At 60.1% G+C, this 25,263-nt stretch carries 22 protein-coding genes; 16 read left to right on the forward strand and 6 right to left on the reverse strand.

Annotated features, from left to right (window positions below):
• Positions 1–28: 28 nt before the first annotated feature.
• Genes BLW66_RS01670 through BLW66_RS01685 form a run of 4 tightly spaced genes read right to left on the reverse strand, consistent with a single transcriptional unit; the run spans position 29 to position 4,601 of the window.
• Positions 29–1,159, reverse strand: a complete 1,131-nt coding sequence (locus BLW66_RS01670) for an alpha-hydroxy acid oxidase (protein WP_089944022.1) — start codon at positions 1,157–1,159, stop codon at positions 29–31.
• Between the two features lie 10 nt (positions 1,160–1,169).
• Positions 1,170–1,946 carry an alpha/beta hydrolase gene (locus BLW66_RS01675; RefSeq protein ID WP_089944025.1) on the reverse strand — a complete coding sequence of 259 codons (777 nt, stop codon included), beginning with the start codon at positions 1,944–1,946 and terminating at the stop codon, positions 1,170–1,172.
• Positions 1,946–3,325 (reverse strand): helix-turn-helix domain-containing protein, encoded by a 1,380-nt coding sequence (locus BLW66_RS01680; RefSeq protein WP_089944030.1) that lies wholly within the window; start codon positions 3,323–3,325, stop codon positions 1,946–1,948. Before BLW66_RS01680 ends, BLW66_RS01675 begins: the two co-directional genes overlap by 1 nt.
• A gap of 58 nt (positions 3,326–3,383) precedes the next feature.
• Complete coding sequence (locus tag BLW66_RS01685; protein ID WP_089944033.1) at positions 3,384–4,601, reverse strand: multidrug effflux MFS transporter; 1,218 nt, start codon at positions 4,599–4,601, stop codon at positions 3,384–3,386.
• Positions 4,602–4,773: 172 nt separating this feature from the next.
• Between BLW66_RS01685 and BLW66_RS01690 the strand changes: the two genes are divergently transcribed.
• The 8 genes from BLW66_RS01690 (at position 4,774) to BLW66_RS01720 (ending at position 11,261) form a co-directional block, all read left to right on the forward strand.
• The gene (locus BLW66_RS01690; RefSeq protein ID WP_089944036.1) at positions 4,774–6,306 is read left to right on the forward strand and encodes an acyl-CoA carboxylase subunit beta; all 1,533 of its coding nucleotides are present in this window, start codon (positions 4,774–4,776) and stop codon (positions 6,304–6,306) included.
• Between the two features lie 7 nt (positions 6,307–6,313).
• Entirely contained in the window at positions 6,314–6,709 is a 396-nt protein-coding gene (locus tag BLW66_RS01695) for a RidA family protein (RefSeq protein WP_089944039.1), read from the forward strand.
• Positions 6,706–7,110, forward strand: a complete 405-nt coding sequence (locus tag BLW66_RS01700; protein WP_139254506.1) for a DUF6497 family protein — start codon at positions 6,706–6,708, stop codon at positions 7,108–7,110. The genes BLW66_RS01695 and BLW66_RS01700 overlap by 4 nt, the downstream gene beginning before the upstream one ends.
• A gap of 214 nt (positions 7,111–7,324) precedes the next feature.
• Entirely contained in the window at positions 7,325–7,456 is a 132-nt protein-coding gene (locus BLW66_RS18160) for a hypothetical protein (protein WP_280140660.1), read from the forward strand.
• A 189-nt stretch (positions 7,457–7,645) separates the two neighbouring features.
• Positions 7,646–8,005, forward strand: a complete 360-nt coding sequence (locus BLW66_RS01705) for a hypothetical protein (RefSeq protein WP_089945621.1) — start codon at positions 7,646–7,648, stop codon at positions 8,003–8,005.
• Positions 8,006–8,360: 355 nt separating this feature from the next.
• Positions 8,361–8,564, forward strand: coding sequence for a hypothetical protein (locus tag BLW66_RS01710; protein ID WP_089944045.1), 204 nt, complete (start codon positions 8,361–8,363; stop codon positions 8,562–8,564).
• Between the two features lie 111 nt (positions 8,565–8,675).
• Positions 8,676–10,676, forward strand: a complete 2,001-nt coding sequence (locus BLW66_RS01715) for an acetyl-CoA carboxylase biotin carboxylase subunit (RefSeq protein ID WP_089944048.1) — start codon at positions 8,676–8,678, stop codon at positions 10,674–10,676.
• Between the two features lie 6 nt (positions 10,677–10,682).
• Entirely contained in the window at positions 10,683–11,261 is a 579-nt protein-coding gene (locus BLW66_RS01720) for a hypothetical protein (protein WP_089944052.1), read from the forward strand.
• 119 nt (positions 11,262–11,380) lie between these two features.
• Here the strand turns inward: BLW66_RS01720 and BLW66_RS01725 are convergent, their stop codons facing one another.
• Positions 11,381–11,857: a DUF4174 domain-containing protein gene (locus BLW66_RS01725; protein ID WP_089944055.1), complete on the reverse strand. Its 477-nt coding sequence runs from the start codon at positions 11,855–11,857 to the stop codon at positions 11,381–11,383.
• Positions 11,858–11,903: 46 nt separating this feature from the next.
• Here BLW66_RS01725 and BLW66_RS01730 point away from each other — a divergent pair, with 46 nt between their 5' ends.
• From BLW66_RS01730 to BLW66_RS01750, 5 genes are all read left to right on the forward strand, one after another.
• Entirely contained in the window at positions 11,904–12,974 is a 1,071-nt protein-coding gene (locus BLW66_RS01730) for a hypothetical protein (RefSeq protein WP_089944058.1), read from the forward strand.
• Positions 12,937–15,069: a methylmalonyl-CoA mutase gene (scpA, locus tag BLW66_RS01735; RefSeq protein WP_089944061.1), complete on the forward strand. Its 2,133-nt coding sequence runs from the start codon at positions 12,937–12,939 to the stop codon at positions 15,067–15,069. The genes BLW66_RS01730 and scpA overlap by 38 nt, the downstream gene beginning before the upstream one ends.
• Positions 15,070–15,215: 146 nt before the next feature.
• Positions 15,216–16,295 carry an AI-2E family transporter gene (locus BLW66_RS01740; protein ID WP_089944064.1) on the forward strand — a complete coding sequence of 360 codons (1,080 nt, stop codon included), beginning with the start codon at positions 15,216–15,218 and terminating at the stop codon, positions 16,293–16,295.
• A gap of 4 nt (positions 16,296–16,299) precedes the next feature.
• On the forward strand, positions 16,300–16,971 hold the full coding sequence (locus BLW66_RS01745; protein ID WP_089944066.1) for an AAA family ATPase: 672 nt from the start codon (positions 16,300–16,302) through the stop codon (positions 16,969–16,971).
• Between the two features lie 81 nt (positions 16,972–17,052).
• The gene (locus BLW66_RS01750; protein ID WP_089944070.1) at positions 17,053–19,227 is read left to right on the forward strand and encodes an RNA degradosome polyphosphate kinase; all 2,175 of its coding nucleotides are present in this window, start codon (positions 17,053–17,055) and stop codon (positions 19,225–19,227) included.
• On the opposite strand, the gene BLW66_RS01755 is transcribed toward BLW66_RS01750, so the two are convergent.
• Positions 19,224–20,267 (reverse strand): YeeE/YedE thiosulfate transporter family protein, encoded by a 1,044-nt coding sequence (locus BLW66_RS01755; RefSeq protein WP_089944073.1) that lies wholly within the window; start codon positions 20,265–20,267, stop codon positions 19,224–19,226. The two genes, BLW66_RS01750 and BLW66_RS01755, sit on opposite strands and share 4 nt — an antisense overlap.
• 329 nt (positions 20,268–20,596) lie before the next feature.
• Here BLW66_RS01755 and BLW66_RS01760 point away from each other — a divergent pair, with 329 nt between their 5' ends.
• The 3 genes from BLW66_RS01760 (at position 20,597) to BLW66_RS01770 (ending at position 25,236) form a co-directional block, all read left to right on the forward strand.
• The gene (locus BLW66_RS01760; RefSeq protein ID WP_089944076.1) at positions 20,597–22,120 is read left to right on the forward strand and encodes a Ppx/GppA family phosphatase; all 1,524 of its coding nucleotides are present in this window, start codon (positions 20,597–20,599) and stop codon (positions 22,118–22,120) included.
• A gap of 117 nt (positions 22,121–22,237) precedes the next feature.
• A complete protein-coding gene (gene proS, locus BLW66_RS01765) occupies positions 22,238–23,584 on the forward strand; it encodes a proline--tRNA ligase (protein ID WP_089944079.1) in 1,347 nt (448 codons plus the stop codon).
• A gap of 20 nt (positions 23,585–23,604) precedes the next feature.
• Entirely contained in the window at positions 23,605–25,236 is a 1,632-nt protein-coding gene (locus BLW66_RS01770; RefSeq protein WP_089944083.1) for a sulfatase-like hydrolase/transferase, read from the forward strand.
• Positions 25,237–25,263 lie beyond the last annotated feature (27 nt).

Genomic DNA, 25,263 nt, shown 5'->3' on the forward strand with positions numbered 1-25,263 from the left:
CGCTAACGGGTTTGGCGGGGGTGGGCGATCAAAGAAGGCGGCCTTTTAGGTCGCCCAAGCCGTGCGTTCCGAGTTGCCCCATGTTGGATACCATATCCTTGGCCAGCATATCTGCCAGATGCGCGGGGCCTGCGTCCCCCAACGCGCCAAGGGCATAGTGCCATGCGCGGCCCAGCATCACGATATCTGCGCCAAGCGCTATGGCGCGCAGGATGTCCAAGCCGCCTTCAATTCCGCTGTCGAAGATGAGTGGCAGCGTCGTTGCGGCCCGCACGTCTGGCAAGACCTCAACGGTGGAGGGGCCGCCGTCGAACTGGCGGCCTGCGTGGTTGGACACCCAAAGTGCGTCCACGCCTTCATCTTGCAGGCGCGCCGCGTCGTCGGCGTTTGCGACACCTTTGATGATCAACGGGCCGTCCCATTCGTCGCGCAGGTATTTAACGTAGTCCCAATCCGGCGAGGTGCGCAGCAGGTAGCCGACGTGTTCGGTTGAGGACAGGCTGGTGGTTTGCTGCGCGTAGCTGTCCATCAGTTTCATGCGCGGCATGCCGGTTTTGCGAATTCCGTTGAGCCATGCAGGGCGTAGCGCGGCTTGCAAGGCCAAGCGCCCCGTCAGACGTGGTGGCTGGGTCAGCCCACCACGGGTCTGGCGTTCCCTGCGCGAGGCCACCGGCACATCTACCGTCATAATCAGCGTGTTGAAACCTGCGGATTTCGCGCGTGCCATCATGTCCTTGCGGATATCGGGATCGCGCGGCGGATACATCTGAAACCACGCGTCCTCCCCCAGATGGGGGGCCACGTCTTCGGGCGTTTGCGTGGCGACGGTGGACATGGAGTAGGGGACGCCAAGCTTGGCGGCCTCGCGGGCGAGTGTCTTTTCAGCGTTGGGCCAGATCAGGCCGGACATGCCGACGGGGGCGATGCCGAAGGGCAGCGCGTAGTCGCGGCCCAACAGGGTGGTCGACAGATCGGGTGTGAATTCGCCGTGCAAGATGGAGGGGCGCAAAAGCACCTCGTCCAGCTTGGTGCGGTTGCGCCGCAACGTGGCCTCTTGGCCGGTGGCGCTGTCGAGGTATTCCCAAACGAAATGCGGGATGCGTTTGCGTGCGCGGGCTTTCAGATCCGACAGGCCAGGAAATTTTGCGTGATGATCCATGAAGGCGGCCTCAGAACTGTTGCAGGAATTTATAGAGCCGACGCTGGGCGTCGCCTGTCCACATGTTGATATGGCCCGCGCCCTGAACTGCGTAAAGCTCCTTTTGCTTGGAGCCTGCTGCATTGAGGATCGCGCGGCCCATTTTGGGCGGGATCAGATCATCCTTGGTGCCGTGCAGGATCAAAAGCGGGGCAGTCACGTCGGGCGCGCGCGCAAGGCTGGGCCAGCGGCTAAGCATGAGGCCAGTGGCCAAGGGCAGCTGCGGATGCAGATGTGCGGCCACGTCCTTGAGGGAGGTAAACGGCGCCTCCAGGACGATGGCGCGCGGGGTCGTGGTGGTCGCCAGATTGATCGCGACGGCGGCCCCGATGCTTTCACCGTAGAGGATTGGCGTGACGGGTGTTCCGGTCAGGGCCCCGCTGGTTAGGGCAATGTACAGGGCGGCGATATCGGTGGAAATACTGGCTTCCGTCGGCCAGCCCTTGCTGCCGTTTCCCCCGCGCAGGCTGGGGGCAACCAAGCCGTAACCGCGATCTATCAGGCGTTGAAAACGCGCGGTGCGTTTGGCGACATGGCCCGCGTTGCCGTGAATATACAGCACCGTCGGCTTGCCGCGTTTGGGTGGGGCGGTCCAGACGACCATATCGCCCACCTTGTGCTGCGAAATGCGCGCGTCGGACGGGCTGATGGCACGGGGATCAAGAGGGTAGACGATCAACCGTTCCAAGGTGAAATAGCCGCCAAAGAACAGCGTCAAAAGAATGGCCGCGCGCAGAAGAAGCCGCATTATTCGACCCTGTAGGGCAGGGTGTCGCGTCGGTCATGGTCGACGCTGAGTTTGCTTTCCAACGGCGGGACAGAACGTTGGTGGCAATCGCGCCGTGGGCATATCCGGCAAGATATGCCAATGGGTTCATAGGCTTGCGGGCTGGCGGGCAGCAGGTCGTCGGCGTAGACCAAATCCGGTGCGTGGGTCATCTCGCAGCCCAACGCGATGGCGTAGCGGCGGGTGGGCGCGGTAAAGCTGCCGCCGGGTTTCGAGACGTCACGCGCGATGGAGACGTAGCGCACCCCGTCAGGGGTTTCGGCCAGTTGCCGCAGGAAACGACCCGGTGTCTCGAACGCGCGGTGGACGTTCCACAGGGGGCAGGGGCCGCCGAAGCGGGCGAATTGCAAGCGCGTTGCGGAGTGGCGCTTGGTGATCGTGCCTGCCTGATCCACGCGCACAAAGAAGAACGGAATGCCCTTAGCGCCCGGGCGTTGCAATGTGGAGAGGCGATGCGCGACCTGCTCGATGGAGGCCCCGAAACGGTCGGCCAACTGCTCCAGATCGTGGCGGGTGGATTGCGCGGCCTCCAAGAAGGCGGTGTAGGGCATCAAGGCCGCGCCTGCGAAGTAATTGGCCATCCCGATTTTGGCGATGTGGCGTGCGGCATCGGTTTGAAAGCGGGCGAGGTCCAGCGTGGCGTCCAAAAGCTCATTTTGTTCAACAAGTGCAATTTGATGCAGCAGCTGAAAGCGCTGTGTCGAGGGGGCCGAACTGGCCGCGAGGCTGAGGGTTTTGGTCGCAGCGTCGTAGTGGCGAAGTGCCTTGTTATCAGTGAATTCCAGCTCAAAGCTGAGATTGGTGGCGCGGAGGCTATCGCCTTTGAGGGTGCTTGCGAAGCGTTCCGCTGCGCGGTCGACCGCGTCGATGTAGTTATCGCAATAGTGAAAGAAGTCGCGGACTTCCTCCCACGGGCTAGGCTGCAAATTTGTGGCCTCCTGGCCTAACACTTCGTCCAGCGATGCTAGGCGCTCATGGGTTTGGCGGTAGGCGCGGTGCAGCTCTATAAAGGCGCGCGACAAGGCCGGTGCGTTCGACGCCGCAAGGCGTAGATCAGCGAGCGGGGGCGCTATTTCTGCAAATATCGGGTCCGACAGGGCTTCGGACATATCGGTGACCATGCGCTCCGCGTCGCCGGTGGACAGCTCTGTCACGTCGAAGCCGAATTCGCTGGCCATGGCCAAAACCACCGACGTGGACACCGGACGGTTATTGTTTTCCATCTGGTTGAGATAGGGCAGCGAGACGCCCAGTTTGGTGGCGAACGCCTTTTGCGTCAGCCCCATGCGGGTGCGTAATTCGCGCAGCTTGGTGCCAGCGTAGAGTTTCCGTGGGGCCATATCGGGCGCACCTTTGCAGTTTTGCTATGTGGGGTCATAGCCTTTGCAAAGCATCTGCTCAAGCGTTGGGACGGATTGCTTTCTCGCGGTGAAGCACGATGAAGATGGAAACGAGGCTCGCCACGGCGCTTAGCAACATGACCCATTGCAGCGGGAAGCTGCCGTTGCCGCCCTCCAGCAGGGAGCCGGAAAGCGCGGCCAATGCCGCGCCGCCGCCAATCATGATAGCCCCGCCCACGCCGGACGCGGTGCCCGCCAGATGCGGGCGCACCGAGAGAAGGCCGGCGGTGGCGTTGGGCAGCACCAAGCCGTTGCCAAGACCCACAAACGTGCAGAACCCGAAGAACGTGAGCGCCGAGCCGTAGCCCGCTGCGGTGACCAGCAATGAAGCGGCCATGCCGATGACCAGCAGCACGCAGCCGATCAGGATCATCCGGTTGACACCGATGGAGATGGAGTAACGCCCCGAGAACAAATTGCCCGCGAAATAGCCAAGCGCAGGCACCCCGAACAGGTAGCGCGTGGTGGTTGGTGGCAGGTCGTAAACGACGGAGGCAACATAGGGGGAGCCACCGAGGAAGGCGAAAAACGCGCCGGACGCGAAGGCGGCAGACAGGGCGTAGCCCCAGAAACGCGGGGAGGTGAACAGCTCTGGGTAATCCCTGATCTGGGCCATGAAGTTGACCGATTTGGCCTTGTTTGTCTCACCCTGATCGAGCCAGCACAGCACCGCCATTGCCGCGCCGAAGAGGAAGGTGAACAGAAAAATCGCGCGCCAGCCGAAAAGCTCGTCTATGAAGCCGCCGATGGTTGGCGCGAACATTGGGACCAGTGACATGCCCATGGTCACATAGCCGATGGTGGAGGCGGCTTCCTCCATGGGGACCACGTCGCGCACGATGGCGCGTGACATCACCATGCCTACCGCGACGGCGGCAGCAATCAGGCGAAATGTTAGGAATATCTCGATTGTGGGGGACAGGTAGCAGCCCAAGGACGCGAGGGCGAAGATCGCCAAGGCGCCAATCACGACGGGGCGGCGGCCATAGCGGTCGGACAGGGGGCCGATCAGGATTTGCAGCACCGCTGTGAACGCCAGATAGAGCGAAATGGACAGCTGCATAATGCCGTATTCCGTCTGGAACTCCTCTGTCATCGCGGGAAGCGACGGCAGGAAGATCGACATGTTCAGCGCAGAAACCCCAGCGAGGAGCACGAGAGTTACGATGTGTGGCGGTGTGGCGCGATCAAATAGGCGCGCAGTTGAATAGCTCATGCGGCGGACGATAGGGCGGGCGATTTGGAAGGTGAACCCGTTAGTTTAGTTATTTGCATATTTGCAATATTCTGGCCACTCGCTTTGCTATATTTGCAAATTTGCCGTTTGATCCTTTGCCGCGACGCGGCGTTTGTGTAGGTTTCAGGTGATTTAAAGGGAGGCCCGCGCCATGAAAGATATCCTCAGCGAATTGGAAGACCGCCGCGAGGCTGCCCGTGAGGGTGGCGGCGCGCGGCGCATCGCAGCACAGCACGCCAAGGGCAAGCTGACGGCGCGGGAGCGTATCGAGCTGCTGCTGGACGAAGACAGCTTTGAGGAATTCGACATGTTCGTGGCCCACCGCTGCGTAGAGTTCGGCATGGAGAAGGACCGCCCTGCGGGCGACGGCGTTGTAACGGGGTGGGGCACCATCAACGGCCGCCTTGTTTACGTGTTTTCCCAAGACTTTACGGTGTTTGGCGGCTCCCTTTCCGAGACCCACGCGCAGAAGATCTGCAAGATCCAGGATATGGCGGTGCAGAACGGCGCGCCGATCATCGGCATCAACGACTCTGGCGGCGCGCGCATTCAAGAGGGCGTGGCGTCCTTGGCCGGATACGCGGAGGTGTTCCAGCGCAACATTATGGCGTCGGGCGTGGTGCCGCAAATCAGCCTGATCATGGGGCCATGCGCGGGTGGCGCGGTGTATTCGCCTGCGATCACGGACTTCATCTTCATGGTGAAAGATTCGTCCTACATGTTCGTCACCGGCCCCGACGTGGTGAAAACCGTCACCAACGAGGTCGTCACGGCGGAGGAGTTGGGCGGGGCGAGCACGCATACCAAGAAGTCCTCTGTCGCGGATGGCGCGTTCGAGAACGACGTGGAGGCCTTGGCCGAGGTGCGCCGCTTGGTTGATTTCCTGCCGCTGAACAATAAGCAGAAAGCGCCCGTGCGTCCGTTCTTCGATGACCCTGCGCGGTTGGAAGACAGCCTTGATACCTTGGTGCCGTCCAACGCGAACACGCCCTACGACATGAAAGAGCTGATCACCAAGCTGGCGGACGAAGGCGACTTTTTCGAGATCCAAGAAGACTTCGCTAAGAACATCCTGACGGGCTTCATCCGCCTTGAAGGGCAGTCGGTCGGCGTGGTGGCAAACCAGCCGATGGTGCTGGCGGGCTGCTTGGATATCGACAGCTCCCGCAAGGCGGCGCGGTTTGTGCGGTTCTGCGATGCGTTCGAAATCCCGATCCTGACGCTTGTGGACGTGCCGGGATTCTTGCCGGGGACCAGCCAAGAGTACGGCGGCGTGATCAAGCACGGCGCGAAACTGCTGTTTGCCTACGGCGAAGCCACGGTGCCGAAAGTCACCGTGATTACGCGCAAAGCCTACGGCGGGGCGTATGACGTGATGGCGTCCAAGCACCTGCGCGGGGACTTCAACTATGCATGGCCCACCGCCGAGATCGCGGTGATGGGGGCCAAGGGGGCGGTTGAAATCCTGTACCGGTCCGAGTTGGGCGACGCAGAGAAAATCGCGGAGCGCACGGCCGATTATGAGGACCGCTTTGCCAACCCGTTTGTGGCCGCAGAGAAGGGTTTCATTGACGAGGTCATCATGCCCCATTCGACGCGCAAACGTGTGGCGCGGGCCTTCGCGTCACTGCGGGGCAAGTCGCTGACGAACCCGTGGAAGAAGCACGACAATATCCCGCTGTGAGGTTGGTATGACCGAGTTCCACAACATATCCAACGCGCCGACCCATGTGGCACCGTTTTCTCATGCGGTTGAATCTGATGGCTGGGTGATCCTGACGGGGCAGATGCCGACCAAGCCGGGCGGGGCGACGACGGACCCGCTGGACGAGGGCATTGAGGCGCAGACGCGGCAGGTTATGGCGAACCTTGAGACAGTGCTGAAAGGCATCGGGCTGGGGCTTGGCGATGTTGTGCAATGCCGCTGCTTTCTGACGGAGTTTGAGCGCGACTACGCGGTGTTCAACGACACCTACAAAAGCTTCTTTCCCGCCGACAGGCTACCAGCGCGCACCACGGTGGGCGTGACCGCACTGGCGGTAGGGGCGTTGGTAGAAATCGACTGTATCGCGAGGCGCCCTGCATGAGAGTGTGCGCGTTGGCATTAGGGATCGCTGTGACGGGGCCGGCCTTGGCCGAGCAAGCCGCGCTGCGCGCCGTGTCAGCGGTGAAATACCTGCCGAGTGAGGTTTTGTTCGAGCCTGCCGACGCAGATGAAGCTGTGCGAAAAACCGTCCGCCTGCGACTGGTGGCGGCGGAACTTGCGGACCAAACACGCTATGGTTTTGAGGCGATTGAGCCGGATTTTTTAGCCCTGTGTGAGGGGGAAGGCCTTAGAATCGTTGCGAACTTTGCACCCAATGCCCACGAGGTGGTTGTGTCTGTTTCATCCGCCGCTGTTCCGTTCGGCGATTCAGTGCCGAATGTTGTGCAATACTTTGATGTGTTCACCATCATCGATGGCACCTGCGTCTGGGGTGGATTGTGATGAAAAACCAATTGGTTAAGCGAAAAAATACCGATTTTCGAATTGATGGTGCTTTAGCAACACTTCGCGCAATCCGTGCATCCGGGATATATTTTTTTCCCAATACAACCGCTACCTTGCGTCTAGGTTACATTTCTGTGACCCCTAATGTGTGCGATGAAGGAGTGGGGATTAGCCCTACTAACGATTCGCCAGATCAAAACAGGAGACTCAGATGTCCAAGAGCATCAAAGCACTCGCAGCGTTCAGCTTCGTCGCAATCGTCGCAGCATGCGGCAGCCAGCAAGAAGAAGAAGTTGTTATTGTTCAGCCAGTTGAAGCTGAAACAACATACAGCAAGTACTAAGACTACCTTTGCGGGGCGGGCATTACGCATCGCCCCGCAAAACTCCATCGGCCCGACGGCGCTGCTTGCGCATGCGGCCACTCTAATCCCTGTCAGTGACATCCTAGCCTTGATCCGCGCCTGCGCGACCCGTTCGCCTGCGCGTATGGGACCGGCTTGGTGTCGCGGGACATGTTCAAAGGTATCACCATGCTAAAGCATAAGGGCTTTCCATCGCGCCTACCGGGAAGCGACTTTCAATTCACTATTCGCCGCGACAACAAGGGTGGGGCAACGCCCCTGACCGCCCGCGAGCGTTACGCGGACCGGCGTCCGGCGGACCGACGCGCGGACGCGGGGTTCATCTGGGCCTTGGTCCAGCATTTCGGCGAAGAACCGTTCGAGCGCGGCAATCTTGATGCAGGGCGTCTGAACTGGGTGTTCGGGCGCGAGGTCATCCCCGCAGAGGATCCGTTTGACCCCGCCAGCTATGAGGCGCTACTGCGGATAGATATCCGCCGCGTACAGGCGAACTTCCCCAACGCGTTTGCTGAGGAATTCATCGAGTAATGGGCGGGTTTACGCTGTCATACGGTGCATCTAAGCGGGAAGCCGCTCAGATTGACGCAAGGGAAACTTTGGTGTTTTCACATGGCAGCCTGCGTCCCATCGTGGGTGGGCAAACTAATTGCTTACGCACAGCAATGGGCGCGCAACTAGAAGACCGTTACCCTTCCCCTCTAAAGAGGTCTGCTCATGCGGGCAGACCTCTTTTTTTTGCATCTAAGGTGCGCGGGCAGTATTGCGCCGACGTCCCCCCCAGCTGGCGGGCAGGTTTCCGCCCGATCCGCGACATCTACATTTTTTCGCAACCAAACCACCGGTTCCGGTGTTGGGTCTCCAAGGACAATCAAGGAGAACCCCCATGCGTAAGACACTCATCACCACATCATTCATTGCCGCAGCTTTCACCCTGTCGGCCTGCGACACAGACGCAGAGCGCGGCCTTGTCGGCGCGGGCGCTGGCGCAGCCATCTCTAAAGCCACGGGCGGCGACGCGCTTACCGGCGCAGTCATCGGCGGCGCTGCTGGCGTGTTCTGCGACGACGCAGGCGTCTGCCGCCGCTAACACCACACGACATAACCAGACCAACAGGGTCGGGGTGCGCCGCAGCGTGCCCCGGCCTTTTTTGATGCAAGACCCCCAGCCAATTGGCTGGGCAAGAGGGGACCTGACCTAATGTTCAAGAAAATCCTGATCGCCAATCGCGGCGAGATCGCCTGCCGTGTCATCAAGACCGCCCGCAAGATGGGCATCAAAACGGTGGCGATTTATTCGGATGCCGACGCGCAAGCGATGCATGTGCAGATGGCCGATGAGGCGGTGCACATCGGGCCATCCCCTGCCAACCAATCCTATATCGTGATTGATAAGGTTATGGCCGCGATCAAGGAAACCGGCGCGGAAGCCGTGCATCCGGGCTACGGGTTCCTGTCGGAGAACGCCAAGTTCGCTGAGGCCCTTGAAGCCGCTGGCGTGGCCTTCATCGGGCCACCTAAGGGCGCGATTGAGAAGATGGGGGACAAGATCACCTCCAAGAAAATCGCCCAAGAGGCCGAAGTCTCTACCGTGCCGGGCCATATGGGGCTGATCGAGGACGCCGAAGAAGCGGTGAAAATCTCCAAGGAAATCGGCTATCCGGTGATGATCAAGGCCTCCGCAGGTGGTGGTGGCAAAGGCATGCGGATTGCGTGGAACGATGACGAGGCCCGCGAGGGGTTCCAATCCTCCAAGAACGAGGCTGCGAACAGCTTTGGCGATGACCGTATTTTCATTGAGAAGTTTGTCACCCAGCCGCGCCACATCGAAATTCAGGTGCTGGCCGACGCGCACGGCAACTGCATCTATCTGGGGGAGCGTGAATGCTCCATCCAGCGTCGCCAGCAAAAGGTGATCGAAGAGGCCCCGTCTCCGTTTTTGGATGAGGCCACCCGCAAAGCGATGGGCGAGCAGTCTTGCGCCTTGGCGCAAGCGGTGGGCTACACGTCCGCCGGTACGGTGGAATTCATCGTCGACGGGGACCGGAACTTCTACTTCCTAGAGATGAACACCCGCTTGCAGGTGGAACACCCCGTGACCGAGCTGATCACCGGCGTTGATCTGGTGGAGCAAATGATCCGCGTGGCATACGGCGAGAAGCTAAAGCTGGCGCAAAAAGATATCAAGCTGAACGGCTGGGCGATGGAATCGCGCCTTTACGCCGAGGACCCGTATCGCGGCTTCCTGCCGTCGATCGGTCGTTTGACCCGCTACCGCCCGCCTGCGGAGAAAGCCAACGACACGCGCGCCGTGCGCAATGACACGGGCGTGTATGAGGGCGGCGAGATTTCCATGTTCTATGATCCGATGATCGCCAAGCTATGCTCTTGGGGGCCGACCCGCGCGGAGGCGATTGAGCATATGCGCGTGGCGTTGGACAGCTTTGAGGTGGAGGGCATCGGCCACAACCTGCCATTCTGCGCGGCTGTGATGGACCACCCGAAGTTTGTATCGGGCAACATCACCACGGCATTCATTGAGGAGGAATACCCCGAAGGTTTCCAAGGGGTGGACCTGCCGCAAGAGACTTTGGCCCGCATCGCGTCCTCTGCGGCTGCGATGCACCGCGTCGCGGAAATCCGCCGCGCACGTATTTCCGGCACGATGGACAACCACCGCCGCAAGGTGGGCAAGGACTGGGTCGTGACCCTGCAGGGCGAGCGCTTCGAGGTGACGATCAAGGCTGACAAAAAGGGCGCGACGGTGAAACACGCCGATGGCACCAAGCATCGCGTGTCGTCGAATTGGACGCCGGGCGACAGCCTTGCCAAGCTGAAGGTCGACGGCGAGAAGCTGGTGCTGAAGGTCGACAAGATTTCCGGCGGCTTCCGTATGCGCCACCGTGGGGCGGACCTGAAGGTCCATGTGCGCACGCCGCGCCAAGCCGAACTGGCGTCGTTGATGCTGGAGAAAGTGGCACCGGATACGTCCAAACTGCTGCTTTGCCCGATGCCTGGCCTGATCGTCAAAGTCGACGTCGAAGTCGGGGATGAAGTCGAGGACGGCCAAGCGCTCTGCACTGTTGAGGCGATGAAAATGGAGAATATTTTGCGGGCCGAGCGCAAGGGCAAGGTCTCCAAGATCAATGCGGCAGCAGGTGACAATCTCGCCGTGGATGATATCATCATGGAGTTTGAATAACCGGTTATGGCCATCCTCACCGACATCATCGACCCACGGGTACAGCAAGCGGTTGTCGCTGGCGTATTCGTGGCGGTGGGGTGGGTGTTCAACGGTTATCAAAACCGCAAACGGGAACGGCGGCGGCGGTTGGAGCGGATGCAGGATGTGCAGACCGCGCTGATCGCGGAGATCGACCACTATATCGTGACGCTAAAGCAGTTTGACTTGGCAGCCTCTTGGAGCCGCATTGTGACCGCGATGGAGGACGATATGTCCTACATTCCTGTGGTGCCGAGTGAGCGGAATGACACGATTTTTTCGGCGTTGATTGCGGAGATACACGTGTTGCCGGAGCCGGTGATCCAGCCGGTTGTGGGCTATTACAATCAGGTGTTTGCGGTGGACGCGATTATCGACGACCTGCGGTCCGACCTGTTCCGGGAAATGGACCAAATTCAGCGGATCGGCATGTACACCGATTACATCGCACTAAAGCAGGAAGCACTGGCACGTGGAGAAGTGGCCCTGCGCGCGCTTCGCGTCAGCACGGGGCGCACTGTGAAACCTAGTAGCCGGGGCGTGGCCCTGTCTGACCAGTCATAGGGGGAGGAGATTTTGGCGTCTTGGACATATCACTCACCTCTGGGGTTGTCGGTCGGGCATGATGCCTTTCCTATGTTTAATATAGGTGCGATTGCGTTAATGCGCAATGAAGCAAGGGCTCAATCGTCAAAAATGGGCAGTTGTGCCGCACGTTGTTCCTTCAACTCTTGCAAGCGCATGGGCATTTTGTCGATGGCACGGGTGATTTCGCGCACATCCCATGGGGAGGGTTTGCGCAGCTCCACCTCGCCGTCCTTGCCGATCAGCACCATCATGAACCCGCGCGGGCGCAATTTCAGGCGTATGTCGGACGGGTTTTGGCGGTCCGTGTCGACCAAAATAACCACATCGCGGTCAATCAAGGCCTGCGGTCGTGTCTCCAACAGCTCTATCTGGCGTTTGAAACGCGGGTCTGCGGGGGTGTCCGCGAAGACGACGACGGGGCGCTTCAGCCATAGAAAGTCGCTCAAATTCGCCTCAACTGCTTCGTATGGGCCGATTGCGCTGGGGTCTTCAAGCGCCCCGTCAGGCAACCCTGCGGCACCTGCTTGGCCCACGAAAAATGCTGATAAAACAAATAAGATAGCGTGTTTCATTGAAGCTCCCTTTGTACCCAATATAGGGGGCATTCACGGGAATGGAATGGGGAAGGCGTGCACAAATGCGCCAAGCCCGCGCGTTAAGATGATGGTCAGCCTTTGGGCGGACAAGGAAAGCTCCAGCCGGTCGCATCGGGCGATGGGCATATCGGGGGCGATTGTTGTGGATATTTGCCTGCATCTTGGGGCGCACCGGACCGGCACAACCGGCCTTCAGCTTTTCATGAACAACCAGCGCCCCGCGTTGGAGCGCGCGGGTGTTGCTTACTGGGGGCCGGAGCGTACGCGCGGGGGTTTATTGGCGGGGTTGGTGAAGAACCCGCAGCATCTGAACGCGGATGACACGCAGCTAGGGCGGCGGTCTTGCGGACGGTTGCGGATGGAATTCGCGCGGCTGGAGCATGAAGACACCGCGCAACTGGTCATGAGTGAGGAAAACCTGATCGGGACGATGGCGCAGAATATCGATTCTGTGCGCCTTTATGGCCAGCTTGCCGCACGGCTGGCGCGGATCGCGCCTGCGTTTGCAGGGCGGCGAATGCGCGTAGGATTGGCCGTGCGCGCCTATGATTTGCACTGGGCATCACAGTTGGCGTTTCGTGTGAAGGCGGGGGCAGCTTTGCCAGTGGTCGCGGATTTAGACCGTATGGTCACGCAGCCACGCCGATGGCGCGATGTGGTCACGGATATTTTGGGCGCGTTTCCGCAGGCGGATGTGGTCGTTTGGCCGTTTGAAGGCTGGGTGGCGAAACCGGCTGACATACTGACCGCCCTGATCGGGCGCCCGTTGATGCTGGGCGCTATGGCGCTGCCGTATAAATCGAACGCCTCCGCCAATGCGGCGGAGCTGGCGCAAATTGCGGCGGAGCGGGGCGACCTAGATAGTGCGCTGCGCCTTTCAACAGCGGGCTCGCGGACCCGATACATGCCCTTTGACGCCCTGCAGGCGTGGAAGCTGCAAGAAGATTACCGTGCGGACATCGACTGGCTGAAGGCCAGTGCGGGGCCGCGCGTGACCTACCTAGACCCGACCGAAGGGACATTCGGCGGGGCAGACATGACAGAAGGAAGCCACCATGACCGACAGACAAAAAGCGTGGGAAGCGCGCGCTGAAAAAGAGCTACGCGGCCGCCCACTGGACGATCTGACGTGGGACAGCCCCGAAGGTATAGCGATCCAGCCGGTTTACACCGAGCAGGACGCCGAAGGGCTGGAGCATATGGGCGGCATGCCCGGCGAAGGTCCTTTTACACGCGGCCCGCGCTCCACAATGTACACGGGGCGTCCTTGGACGATCCGGCAATACGCGGGGTTCTCCACGGCGGAAGAGTCCAACGCGTTCTACCGAAAGGCACTGGACGCAGGGCAGCAGGGGGTTTCCGTGGCCTTCGATCTGGCGACGCACCGTGGCTACGACAGCGACCATGCGCGCGTGGAGGGGGACGTTGGCAAGGCGGGCGTTGCGATCGACAGCGTTGAGGACATGAAAATCCTGTTCGACGGCATTCCGCTGGACAAAGTGTCAGTCTCCATGACGATGAACGGCGCAGTGATCCCTGTGCTTGCGTCCTTTATCGTGGCCGGTGAGGAGCAGGGGCATGACCGGTCTGTGCTGTCGGGGACCATTCAGAACGACATTCTGAAAGAGTTCATGGTGCGCAACACCTACATCTACCCGCCGGAGCCGTCGATGCGGATCGTCTCCGATATCATCGCCTATACGGCATCGGATATGCCGAAGTTCAATTCGATCTCGATTTCCGGCTACCACATGCAAGAGGCCGGTGCGAACCTTGTGCAGGAACTGGCATTCACGCTGGCCGACGGGCGCGAATACGTGCGCGCGGCGATTGCCAATGGCATGGACGTGGACGCCTTCGCGGGCCGCTTGTCGTTCTTCTTTGCCATCGGCATGAATTTCTTCATGGAAGCGGCCAAGCTGCGTGCGGCGCGGTTCCTGTGGCACAAGATCATGCAAGAGTTCGAGCCGAAGAAAGAGCAATCCTCCATGTTGCGCACGCATTGCCAAACGTCGGGCGTGTCGTTGCAGGAACAAGACCCCTACAATAACATCGTGCGCACGGCCTATGAGGCCATGTCGGCGGTGCTGGGGGGCACACAATCGCTGCACACGAATTCCTTCGACGAGGCGATTGCCTTGCCCACGGCGTTCTCCTCACGGATCGCACGCAACACGCAGCTGATTTTGCAAAATGAGACCAAAGTAACCAAGGTCGTCGACCCATTGGCGGGGTCGTATTACGTTGAGAAACTGACCGCCGATCTGGCGGATGAAGCGTGGAAGCTCATTGAGGAGATCGAGGAGATGGGCGGCATGACCAAAGCCGTGGCGTCCGGCATGCCCAAGCTGCGCATTGAAGAAGCGGCGGCATTGCGCCAAGCGCAGGTGGACCGCGGCGAGGAAGTAATCGTCGGCGTCAACAAGTTCCGTTTGGACAAGGAAGATCCGATCGACATTCTGGATGTCGACAACGTGGCCGTGCGGCTTAGCCAGATTGAGCGGCTTGAGAAGATCAAAGCCAGTCGCGATCAGGCGGCGTGCGACGGCGCCTTGGCCGCGCTGGAAGAGGGCGCAAAAACCGGTGAAGGCAACTTGCTGGAACTTGCGGTCGATGCGGCGCGCGCGCGCGCAACAGTTGGAGAAATCAGCATGGCGATGGAGAAAACATTCGGCCGCCACCGCGCCGAAGTGAAAACCTTGGCGGGGGTCTACGGCGCCGCCTATGAGGGCGACGCGGGCTTTGCCGCAATCCAGAAAGACGTCGAGGACTTTGCCGAAGAAGAAGGCCGCCGCCCGCGCATGCTGGTGGTGAAGATGGGGCAAGACGGCCACGATCGCGGCGCAAAGGTCATCGCGACGGCCTTCGCGGATATCGGCTTTGACGTCGATGTGGGGCCCCTGTTCCAAACACCGGAGGAAGCGGCGCAGGATGCGGTGGACAACGACGTCCACGTCATCGGAATTAGCTCGCAAGCGGCGGGGCACAAGACCTTGGCGCCGAAGCTGGTGAAGGCCTTGGAGGCGGCAGGCGCGGGGGACATTCTGGTCATTTGTGGCGGCGTGATCCCGCAGCAGGATTACGACTTTCTTTACGGCGCGGGGGTGAAGGCGATTTTCGGTCCGGGTACGAACATCCCAGAGGCTGCGAAAGACATCCTGAGTCTGATCCGCAAAGCGCGTAGCTAGGACAGATGATCCAAGGCCTCGCCGCAGGACGGCGGGGCTTTGGCGGTTTTTCGCGCGAGGGATCACCGGCTTTGCGCTCGCAATGTTGCGTCGGCCTTGAAACCGGCCCCTCTATAGGTCACATCTGGGGCTAAAGAGGGGATTCAATGGCGTTACCTGTCCGCGAGCAAGCAAAGTATTGGGGCATCGCGGCGGCGGTGTTCTTGGTGGCGCTCTGGTACTTGGGCGACGTCATGTTGCCCTTCATCGTGGGCGGCGCGATTGCCTACGGGCTAGACCCTTTGGCCGACCGATTGGAGCGCATGGGCGCGAGCCGCGTGGTGGCGACCACGGTGATTAGCCTTATCGCCGTGTGTGTGTTCATCCTGATGGCGGTTTTGATCATACCGATGATCGTCAGCCAAGCCGCCGACCTGTTTGAAAGCGCGCCGGACCTATTTGCGCGGCTTCGTGACTTCCTGTCGGAACGGTTTCCGCAGTTGGGCGACGCTAACTCTACGCTTCGCCAATCGCTTGCCTCAATCGGGGCGACCATCCAAGAGCGTGGCGGGGAATTCGCGAAAAGCGTGTTTTCCTCGGCGCTGGGGGTCATCAATGCGGTGGTCTTCATTGTGGTCGTGCCCGTGGTTGCGTTCTACATGCTGCTGGATTGGGACAATCTTGTCGCCAAGATAGACAGCCTTCTGCCCCGTGATCACGCGCCTCAAATCCGCAAGATTGCCTCCGAGATTGACCTGACCCTTGCCAGTTTTGTGCGTGGGCAATTGACGGTGTGCTCCATTTTGGGGGTGTTTTACGCCGTCGGGTTGATGTTGGTGGGGCTGCAATTCGGTCTGGTCGTGGGGTTCATCGCGGGTCTGATTTCCTTCATCCCCTACATCGGCGCCGTGATTGGCGGCGTTCTGGCCGTCGGTCTGGCGCTGTTCCAGTTCTGGGGGGAGCCAGCGATGATCGGCGCGGTGGCGGCGGTGTTTGTGGCGGGCCAATTCCTAGAGGGCAACGTACTGACGCCAAAACTGGTGGGCGAAAGCGTGGGGCTCCACCCTGTTTGGTTGATGTTTGCGCTGTCGGTTTTCGGAACGTTGTTCGGCTTCGTCGGCATGCTGGTGGCGGTTCCTGTGGCGGCGGCCATGGGCGTCATCATGCGGTTCGGGACCGAACAATACCGCATGAGCAGGCTCTATAAGGGGCTCGACGATCCAGACGACACGGAAAGTGCCGAGTAACCAAATGTCAGAGCAACTTGCCTTTTCCCTGCCCGCCAAAGAGGCGCTTGGGCGCGAAAACTATTTCGTGTCCGGTGCGAATGCCCTTGCCGTGGCTGCCGTTGAAAATTGGGCTGATTGGCCCCTGAGCAAGCTGGTGCTTGTTGGCCCGTCCGGATCGGGCAAGACCCATCTGGCAATGGTGTGGGCGCAAGAAACCGAAGCGGCGGTGGTCTCTGCCGATGCGTTGGATGATCCGTCGGCGCTGGCGCACGGGCCGCTGGTGGTTGAAGACCTTGACCGCATCGCGGGGAGCCGCGCCGATGAGACGCAGCTGTTTCACTTGCACAACCTGATGCAGCAGGGCGGGTACCCGCTGCTGATCACCTCGGCGCTTGCACCTGCACGAATGACGTTCGTCCTGCCCGATTTGCGAAGCCGGATGGAGGGCACGTCGCTTGCCGCGTTGGAAGCGTTGGACGATGCCTTGCTGATGGCGCTGGTGATGAAGATGTTTTCGGACCGCCAGATTGCGATCAAGCCGGACCTGTTGAACTACGTGATGCCACGGTTGCCGCGCAGTTTTGAGGCGGTGCGGGGTTTCGTGATGAAGATGGACGCCCGCGCCTTGGCCGAGAAGCGCCCGATTGGCAAAGGCTTGGCCCGAGACGTCTTGGCGCAGATTGACGCCGATTAACCGGAAACGATCTGGACTCGGCCGCGGATTGTCCCCACATTCGTCACTGTGACGTTACATTCCCAAATTAAGACTTTGCCCATGTGTGGAGCGGACTTTCTAACTGCCGACTACCCTGAAGCCGTAGAGATCGACGATCTTGATGCGCAGGGGCCTAGCCGGTTCTTCAATCGTGAGCTGAGCTGGCTCGCGTTCAATTGGCGTGTGCTGGACGAGGCAGCGAACCCGCGTGTTCCCTTGATGGAGCGCGTTCGGTTTCTGGCGATATCCTCCACCAACCTTGATGAATTCTACACCGTGCGGGTTGCTGGCCTGCGGGAGCTTGCGAATGCTGGCAACCGCACGCCGTCTGCGGACGGGCGCACACCTGAGGAACAGTTGGTCTTGATCGACCAGAACGCCCGCGCCTTGATCACCAAGCAGGACAGTGTTTGGGAAGCTTTGAAGGATGAGATGGAGGCCAGCGGGATATGCCTTCACGATGCCGAAGACCTGAGCGACGCAGATCGCGAATTCCTCGACAGTTATTTCATGTCAAACGTGTTTCCGGTGTTGTCGCCGCTTGCGATTGACCCCGCGCACCCGTTCCCGTTCATCCCGAATGAGGGCTTCTCGCTGGCGTTACAACTGGAGCGGCCCAGCGACGGGCGGACGTTGCAGGCGCTGCTCCCCATCCCTGCGCAGATCGAGCGTTTCGTGTCCCTGCCGTGTGGGCAGGGGCAGCAACGCTTTTTGCCGATGGAGCAACTTCTGATCCTGAAGATCAGCGAGATGTTTCCGGGCTATCAGGCGTCAGGGTTATGCGCCTTCCGGTTGCTGCGCGACAGCGACCTAGAGGTTGAGGAAGAGGCCGAAGACCTTGTGCGCGAATTCGAGGTGGCGTTGAAGCGCCGTCGGCGCGGTGAGGTTGTGCGGCTGAAAATTAGCTCCGGCGCGCCTGCGAAGCTGCGTGCGTTGGTGATGAAGTCGCTCGAAGTGACCGAAAAGGACGTGATCGAGATTTCGGGCATGATTGGCCTGTCCGATCTGGGGGAGCTGGTGTCTGCCGCGCCGCCGAACCTGCTTTGGCCGCCATTCAGCCCCCGCGTGCCAGAGCGTGTGCAAGACAATGACGGCGACATGTTCGCGGCCATTCGCCAAAAAGACATGTTGCTGCACCACCCCTATGAGAGCTTCGACATGGTTGTGCGCTTTCTGGCGCAGGCGGCGCGCGACCCTGACGTTGTCGCGATCAAGCAGACGCTTTACCGCACGTCGTATCAAAGCCCCATCGTGGAGGCATTGTGCGAAGCGGCGGAGAACGGCAAATCCGTGACCGCGCTGGTGGAGCTGAAAGCACGCTTTGACGAAGCCGCCAACATTCGCCAATCGCGCAAGCTGGAGCGGTCCGGCGCGCATGTGGTCTATGGTTTCATCAACTACAAAACCCACGCTAAGATTAGCACCGTGGTGCGCCGCGAGGGGAACTCGCTCGTGACCTACACGCACTACGGCACGGGCAACTACCACCCGATCACGGCGCGAATTTACACTGACCTGAGCCTGTTTACCTGTGACGCATCCTTGGGGCGCGACGCGACGAAGGTGTTTAACTACATCGGCGGTTATGCCCAGCCGGAGCGCTTGGAGAACCTGTATCTGTCGCCGACGGGTATGAAGAAGAAGTTGATCAAGATGATCGACAAAGAGGCCAGCTACGCCGCTGAGGGCAAGCCCGCCGAAATCTGGGCGAAGATGAACGCCATCGTGGAAGTGGATGTGATCGACGCGCTGTACCGTGCATCGCAGGCGGGGGTGAAAATCAACCTCGTCGTGCGCGGCATCTGTGCCGTGCGCCCAGGCATCAAGGGGTTGAGCGAGAACATCCGTGTGAAGTCCATCGTTGGCCGCTTCTTGGAGCATTCGCGTATTGTGTGCTTCGGCAACGGTCACGGTTTGCCGTCGAAGAAGGCCAAGGTCTACATGTCCTCCGCTGACTGGATGAGCCGCAACCTGAACCGCCGCGTGGAAACGCTGGTGGAAATCAGCAACAAAACCGTTCAAGCGCAGGTGATGAGCCAGATTATGGCCGCGAACCTAGCGGACACCGCCCAAAGCTGGGTGCTGTCGCCGGATGGATCCTATGTGCGGGCAGATGTTGACGCGCAGGAGAACCCGTTCAACTGTCACCGCTTCTTCATGGAAAATCCGTCACTGTCAGGGCGCGGCTCAGCAGGCGCGGGTGACGTGCCGGAGCTAACCCATACGCCGGATTAGGCGGGGACTGCGACTGCGCTAGGGTTGACCGCGCGGCTGACTGCCCACGCACCAGCGATCACGCTTGCCAATGCCAACAGTGCAGCGAGGCTCAGGGAAGACGCGCCGCTAAGACCGGCCCCGACGGTGCAACCGCCAGCCAAGACGCCACCAAATCCCATCAGGATGCCACCGAGGGTGTAACGCCCTGTCTGTTTGGCGTTCTCAAACGCGGCGGCTTGTAATTCGCCGCGCAGGGCGGCGCTGGCAAAGCTGCCCGCGAGAATGCCGCCGATAAAACCAGTCCCAAAGCCCGCAGGCACGGCCGTGGACGCGATCACCCAAAACAACGTGTCCGACCACGGCAGCGTGAAAGCGGCTGATTGCACCGCAAGGGGATCGAACTCATCAAAAAGCAACACGCTGGTGGTGGCCCACCCCGCGACGGGCACCAAGCCGATGACCGCGCCAAGCAGCAGGTGCGATGGCGCGGGGCGAAAGCGGCGGATCGTCAAGATTGCAGCGATAGCAGCGACCGCAACGCCGAGCGCGGCACCGCCCGGCAGGTCAGCCAAGGACGCGAAGGGCACATCGACCGTGAAGGCCCCAAGGGACGTGCGAACAGGGGAGAGAACACCTTTCAGCATGGCGTGCGCGGTTACGGCGAAGACAATCAACACGGTGGCTGCACGCATGTTGCCCGTGGCACTCAGCACGGTCAGGCGGGACACGCAGCCGCGTGTCAGTACCATGCCAGCCCCGAAGGCGACCCCGCCAATGACAATGGCGAGCACTGCGACGTCGCTGGCCAAGAAACGGTGGTCTTCGATTGCGACGAACCCGAAAGCCTGTGCCATCTGAAAGGCCGCGATAGCGGTGGCAAAGGCGGTCAGCCATATGGCAGCCGCTGGTCCGCGCTCCGCACGGTCACCGGCGACGGCGCGCCGCAAACAGAACCGCGTGATCTGGGCGGCGACGCCAAAGACAAGGCCCAGCCCCAAGCCGAACAGCAGTTGCAGCGTGCGGGCCTCTAGGCCCCAGTCGTAGGTTTCGAGCAGCATGGTCGTTTTCTCCGCAGTGGTTGTGTGCGGGATATCTGTCTGATTTAGGCCGAGTCAAACCGCCGATGCTGAACAATACATGCGAAGCGGTGAATGTTTGAGGGATAATATTCCGGTTTAACCTTTAACGATGGTGCTGTGTGCTTGGATTTGAGCTGTCGTGGGGCAGCAGTTCTTAATTTCAAGCTCGGCCCCGATTTCCCTGCGGAACGGCATGACGGCACGGCAAGCTGACCAAATTCGCGCAGAGCGCGCCTTTCGCGTTGACGTGCGCCCATCGGCGACGTCATGGTTAAGTGCACGCCACGAACCAAAAAGCGAGACGAGCTTTGGACGGACACCACGACGAAGACGGCCCCTTCGGGCGGCCCCTGTTCAATGACCCCAAATCCAAGGCGCTGAAGCGGGTGGGGGCCATCGACGTTGGTTCTAACTCGGTGCGGATGGTGGTCTTTGATGGCGCGGCGCGAAGCCCCGCCTATTTTTTCAACGAAAAAGTCATGGCGGGCCTTGGGGCGGGGGTGTCCGAAACGGGTCACCTGAACCCTGAAGGTCGCGACCGTGCGCTGGCTGCTTTGCGCCGGTTTGCGTTGTTGGCGCAAGGCATGGGCGTCTCGCCAATGACCTGCGTGGCGACGGCAGCCGTTCGTGACGCGGCGGACGGGCCGGACTTTCGCGCAGAGGTTGCGCGCGAAACGGGCTTAAATCTGTGGGTCGCGGAGGGTGCCGAAGAGGCTCGGCTTTCGGCGCAGGGTGTGTTCTTGGGCTGGCCCGAGGCGCGCGGATTGATGTGCGACATCGGCGGCTCCTCGATGGAATTGGCAGAGCTTGGCGACGGTGTTGTCGGGCGGCGGGTGTCGTCACAGATCGGGCCGCTGAAGCTAATGAGCCTGAAGGGCGGCGCCAAGGCCCGCAAAGCGCTGATCGACGAGACAATCGACGATTTGCGCAACGAAATCGATGGCGACTATAAAACCCTGTTCCTCGTGGGTGGGTCTTGGCGTGCCATCGCGCGGCTGGATATGGAGCGGCGCGGCTACCCGCTCAAGGTTCTGCATGAGTACCGCATGACCGCGAAGTCGATCTTACAGACGGTCAAATGGATCAACAAGTTTTCGGTGGATGAACTGCGCGCGATGACCGGAAACTCCGAGGCGCGGATGCGACTGGTGCCGATCGCGTCGCAAGTATTGAAATCCCTTATCCAACGCTTCAAGCCCAAGTCGGTCGCGGTTTCCAGCTACGGTATCCGCGAAGGCCTGCTCTACGAGCAGATGCCATTCGAGTTGAAGCGCCGCGATCCGCTGATTGAGGCGTGCCGCTACGACGAGGCGATGAACGCCCGCATCCCCGGATTCGGGCGTTTCTTGTACCGCTTTATCGAGCCATTGTTCGAGAAGGCCTCACCGGAACGCATCCGTTTGGTCAAAGCCGCCTGCCTGTTGCATGACGTGAGCTGGCGTGCGCACCCCGACTACCGTGCGGAGGTGTGTTTCGACAACGCGACCCGCGCGAACCTTGGCGGGTTGGATCACCCCGGACGCATCTTCTTGGGCACAGCACTGCTGCACCGCTACAAGAATTCCCGCTCTGGCACACATTTCCAAGAGCTGTTCGACCTGCTGTCCGAACGAGAGTTGCGCGATGCGGAGGTGCTCGGCAAAGCCATGCGGTTCGGGGCGATGTTCTCGGTCCAGCGGCCAGAGCTTATGGGGCAACTGAAATGGCATCCCAAAAAGCGCGTCTTGAAGCTGAAGTTGCACCCCGACACTAAAGGGCTGTTCGGGGAAGTTGCGCAAGCGCGCTTTGCATCCTTGGCCTCCGCTTTGGACGCGGAAACCATCGTCACCTAGGGCGCTGCGGCTGGGCCGCTGCCTGTGCTATTTGTGAAAAACACCGCGCCCCAACTTGGCAAGGCGCGGGCATTCGCGTAACCCCAATGCAACCACCTATCAGAGAGATCCAAGCCCATGCGCATGTCCCGTTACTTTTTGCCCGTCCTGAAAGAAACTCCTGCGGAGGCGCAGATCGTGTCGCACCGCTACATGCTGCGGGCTGGGATGATCAAGCAGGCCTCTGCGGGAATCTACTCGTGGCTGCCACTGGGGTACAAGGTTCTCAAAAAGATCGAGAATATCGTCCACGAAGAGCAGCAACGCGCGGGCCACATGCCTATGTTGATGCCCACGATCCAGTCCGCTGACCTATGGCGCGAGAGCGGGCGGTATGAGGCATTCGGCGACGAGATGCTGCGCATTAAGGACCGTCACGACCGCGACATGCTGTTCACCCCAACCGCTGAGGAATTGGTGACAGATATTTTCCGCTCCCATGTGAGCAGCTACAAAGACCTGCCACTGACCATGTACCAAATCCAGTGGAAGTTCCGCGATGAGCGCCGCCCACGCTTTGGCGTGATGCGGGGCCGCGAGTTCTACATGAAAGACGGCTACAATTTTGACCTGACCAAGGAAGACGCGCTGCACGCCTACAACCGCCATCTGGTGAGCTATCTGCGTACCTATGAGCGTATGGGCCTGCAGGCGATCCCGATGCGCGCGGACAGCGGTGCCATGGGCGGCGACGACACGCATGAGTTTTTGGTGCTGGCGGAAACCGGCGAGTCGGAGGTGTTCTACGATAGCGCCGTCACGGACCTGTCGTTCGGCGCCCGCGAGATTGACTATGACAACGTGGCGCAATGCGCGGGCGTGATGGAGGAATTCACCACGAAGTATGCCCGCACGGATGAAACCCACGACGAGGCCTTGTTCAACGAAGTGCCCGAAGAACGCCGCAGAACTGCGCGCGGCATCGAGGTTGGGCAAATCTTCTATTTTGGCACGAAATACTCCGAAGCGATGAAAGCCACGATCCAAGGGCCAGATGGCAAGTCCGTACCGGTTCACATGGGATCGCACGGTATCGGCGTCTCGCGGCTTCTGGGTGCGATCATTGAAGCCAGCCATGACGACAAGGGCATCATTTGGCCTGAAGGCGTGACACCGTTCCACGTTGGCATTGTGAACCTCAAGCAGGGCGACGACGAGGCCGACGCCGCGTGCGAGGCCCTGTATAAATCATTCGCCGCATTGGGGCTGGAGCCCCTCTACGACGACCGCAATGAGCGGGCAGGGGGCAAGTTTGCGACGATGGACCTGATTGGCCTGCCATGGCGGATCACAGTCGGCCCACGTGGGCTGAAAAACGGCGTGGTAGAACTGACCTCCCGCCGCACCGGCGAAAGCGAAGAACTGCCACCAGAAGAGGCCGTGAAGAAGGTGGCCGCGATTTACGCATCGGTAGGAGTTAAGTAACTAGTTTTTTCGGGGGGGGAATGACGACACACATACGCGCGCGTGCCATTTTCATTTTGAAACTTGGCGCGCTGATGTTTCCGGCTGTGATTGCAGCATTCTTAATTTTGCGCGCTAGGTTTGATGGCGACACAAGCGACATGCGCTACGCTACCGTGGTAGCGCTGCTTTTCGGTGCGACATTATTCGTGCGACTGCCTGTCGCCACTCCCGTGACGCGCTCGGTAAGGCGGCGAATTTCGCGTCTTTGGTGGATCGTACCAATTGTCCTGATTTTGCCGATTACGGTTGTCTCGCTCATTTTCGGGCGCGTCGACGTGGCCGCTTTCGTTTTTCACTGGGTTTTTGGGACGCGTGGAGTGCCCATTTGGGATGTTTTGCCGTTTGTGGTGACTGCGATTACATATTGGGTGGTAATCGGGTGGACGATCATCCGTCTGGACCCGTTTCTATGCCGGTTCCGAGGTATGGACGTGGCTTTGGGATTGGGGGTGCTGTTAATCAATCCTTTAGTAACTGAGGCTGGCGTAAATCGCGGATGGGCATGGTCGGAGGCACAAGAGAGCCTCGCGCCGCGGCTCGCCAGCGTCAATGTGCATGAGGGAGTTGATCGGCCCAATATCGTCTTCATCTTTATGGAGGGTTTAGAGCAAACCTATGAAGAGGATGAATTCGGCGATGCTTACGCGCCTATTGCACGGCTGCGGGCGCAGGGAGTTAGCTTCACAAATGTCGCGCAAATAGCCGCGACCGGTTGGAGCCTGGCGGGCACCGTCGCGACACAATGCGGTGCCCCGCTGGTGATGGATGGCCTCTCGGCATTGACCGCCAAGGCCGCCGACACGTCATTGGTGGCGGGCGTCACCTGCTTGTCTGATCTGACCGCAAAGCTTGGCTACTCGAATATGTATGTGGCTGGCACCGAGCTTATTGGCGACCAGCAGGGATATTTCGGGTATGTAAATTTCTTTGATACACATGGCCACGGCGTAGTTGTCGACCGATCTGTGATTGCAAACCAACTCGGCGAAACGGGGCGGGTCTTTTCGGGTGAAGACGGGTGGGGCTACCGAGACGACGTTACCTTGTCGCAGGCGCTACGTACCCTTGACGAATTGCGGGCTGCAGAACGCCCATATTTTCTGACTGTCGCCACGATGGATACCCACGGCCCTCGTGCTTTCATGGGTGAAGCCTGCAACGAGACTGGTGGTGAGTGGTTCAGCGAAAATATTGTGGATGCGGTCAGGTGCTCAGCGCGGCTTATCGAAGATTTTGTGTCGGAGGTACGTGCGCGTACCGCGGGGACGAATACCAAGATTGTGCTGATGAGTGATCACCTCGCTCATAGATCGAACTCCTACGTCGATCTAATGCGCTACCCGCGCCGGAATACCGTGCTATTTCTGGACGATGGCCGTGCTGGTGAGAAGATTGAGAAGCTTGGCTCTATGGTAGATGTTTTCCCAACTGTGCTCGATTCCTTGGGGTGGCTTCCCGAGGGACAAAGCCATGCCGGTTTGGGGACATCTTTGCTAAAGGCGGCGCCGACCTTGCTCGAACAATACGGACTAGAGGCGCTAGATAGCCGGATCATGCTGGATACTGAGCTTTCCGCAGCTGTTTGGCGCGAGGAGATAACCGTGCGGTAGAGTAGTCAAAAAGGGGCACCCCGAGGT

It is taken from the genome of Litoreibacter albidus (assembly GCF_900107015.1).
In the GTDB taxonomy this organism is placed as follows: Bacteria; Pseudomonadota; Alphaproteobacteria; order Rhodobacterales; family Rhodobacteraceae; genus Litoreibacter; species Litoreibacter albidus.

Excerpts from the sequence above, each read along its gene's own strand:
- BLW66_RS01670 (WP_089944022.1), bottom strand. The coding sequence starts at position 1,159 with ATGGATCATCACGCAAAATTTCCTGGCCTGTCGGATCTGAAAGCCCGC.
- BLW66_RS01675 (WP_089944025.1), bottom strand. The coding sequence starts at position 1,946 with ATGCGGCTTCTTCTGCGCGCGGCCATTCTTTTGACGCTGTTCTTTGGC.
- BLW66_RS01680 (WP_089944030.1), bottom strand. The coding sequence starts at position 3,325 with ATGGCCCCACGGAAACTCTACGCTGGCACCAAGCTGCGCGAATTACGC.
- BLW66_RS01685 (WP_089944033.1), bottom strand. The coding sequence starts at position 4,601 with ATGAGCTATTCAACTGCGCGCCTATTTGATCGCGCCACACCGCCACAC.
- BLW66_RS01690 (WP_089944036.1), top strand. The coding sequence starts at position 4,774 with ATGAAAGATATCCTCAGCGAATTGGAAGACCGCCGCGAGGCTGCCCGT.
- BLW66_RS01695 (WP_089944039.1), top strand. The coding sequence starts at position 6,314 with ATGACCGAGTTCCACAACATATCCAACGCGCCGACCCATGTGGCACCG.
- BLW66_RS01700 (WP_139254506.1), top strand. The coding sequence starts at position 6,706 with ATGAGAGTGTGCGCGTTGGCATTAGGGATCGCTGTGACGGGGCCGGCC.
- BLW66_RS18160 (WP_280140660.1), top strand. The coding sequence starts at position 7,325 with ATGTCCAAGAGCATCAAAGCACTCGCAGCGTTCAGCTTCGTCGCAATC.
- BLW66_RS01705 (WP_089945621.1), top strand. The coding sequence starts at position 7,646 with ATGCTAAAGCATAAGGGCTTTCCATCGCGCCTACCGGGAAGCGACTTT.
- BLW66_RS01710 (WP_089944045.1), top strand. The coding sequence starts at position 8,361 with ATGCGTAAGACACTCATCACCACATCATTCATTGCCGCAGCTTTCACC.
- BLW66_RS01715 (WP_089944048.1), top strand. The coding sequence starts at position 8,676 with ATGTTCAAGAAAATCCTGATCGCCAATCGCGGCGAGATCGCCTGCCGT.
- BLW66_RS01720 (WP_089944052.1), top strand. The coding sequence starts at position 10,683 with ATGGCCATCCTCACCGACATCATCGACCCACGGGTACAGCAAGCGGTT.
- BLW66_RS01725 (WP_089944055.1), bottom strand. The coding sequence starts at position 11,857 with ATGAAACACGCTATCTTATTTGTTTTATCAGCATTTTTCGTGGGCCAA.
- BLW66_RS01730 (WP_089944058.1), top strand. The coding sequence starts at position 11,904 with ATGGGGAAGGCGTGCACAAATGCGCCAAGCCCGCGCGTTAAGATGATG.
- scpA (WP_089944061.1), top strand. The coding sequence starts at position 12,937 with ATGACCGACAGACAAAAAGCGTGGGAAGCGCGCGCTGAAAAAGAGCTA.
- BLW66_RS01740 (WP_089944064.1), top strand. The coding sequence starts at position 15,216 with ATGGCGTTACCTGTCCGCGAGCAAGCAAAGTATTGGGGCATCGCGGCG.
- BLW66_RS01745 (WP_089944066.1), top strand. The coding sequence starts at position 16,300 with ATGTCAGAGCAACTTGCCTTTTCCCTGCCCGCCAAAGAGGCGCTTGGG.
- BLW66_RS01750 (WP_089944070.1), top strand. The coding sequence starts at position 17,053 with ATGTGTGGAGCGGACTTTCTAACTGCCGACTACCCTGAAGCCGTAGAG.
- BLW66_RS01755 (WP_089944073.1), bottom strand. The coding sequence starts at position 20,267 with ATGCTGCTCGAAACCTACGACTGGGGCCTAGAGGCCCGCACGCTGCAA.
- proS (WP_089944079.1), top strand. The coding sequence starts at position 22,238 with ATGCGCATGTCCCGTTACTTTTTGCCCGTCCTGAAAGAAACTCCTGCG.
- BLW66_RS01770 (WP_089944083.1), top strand. The coding sequence starts at position 23,605 with ATGACGACACACATACGCGCGCGTGCCATTTTCATTTTGAAACTTGGC.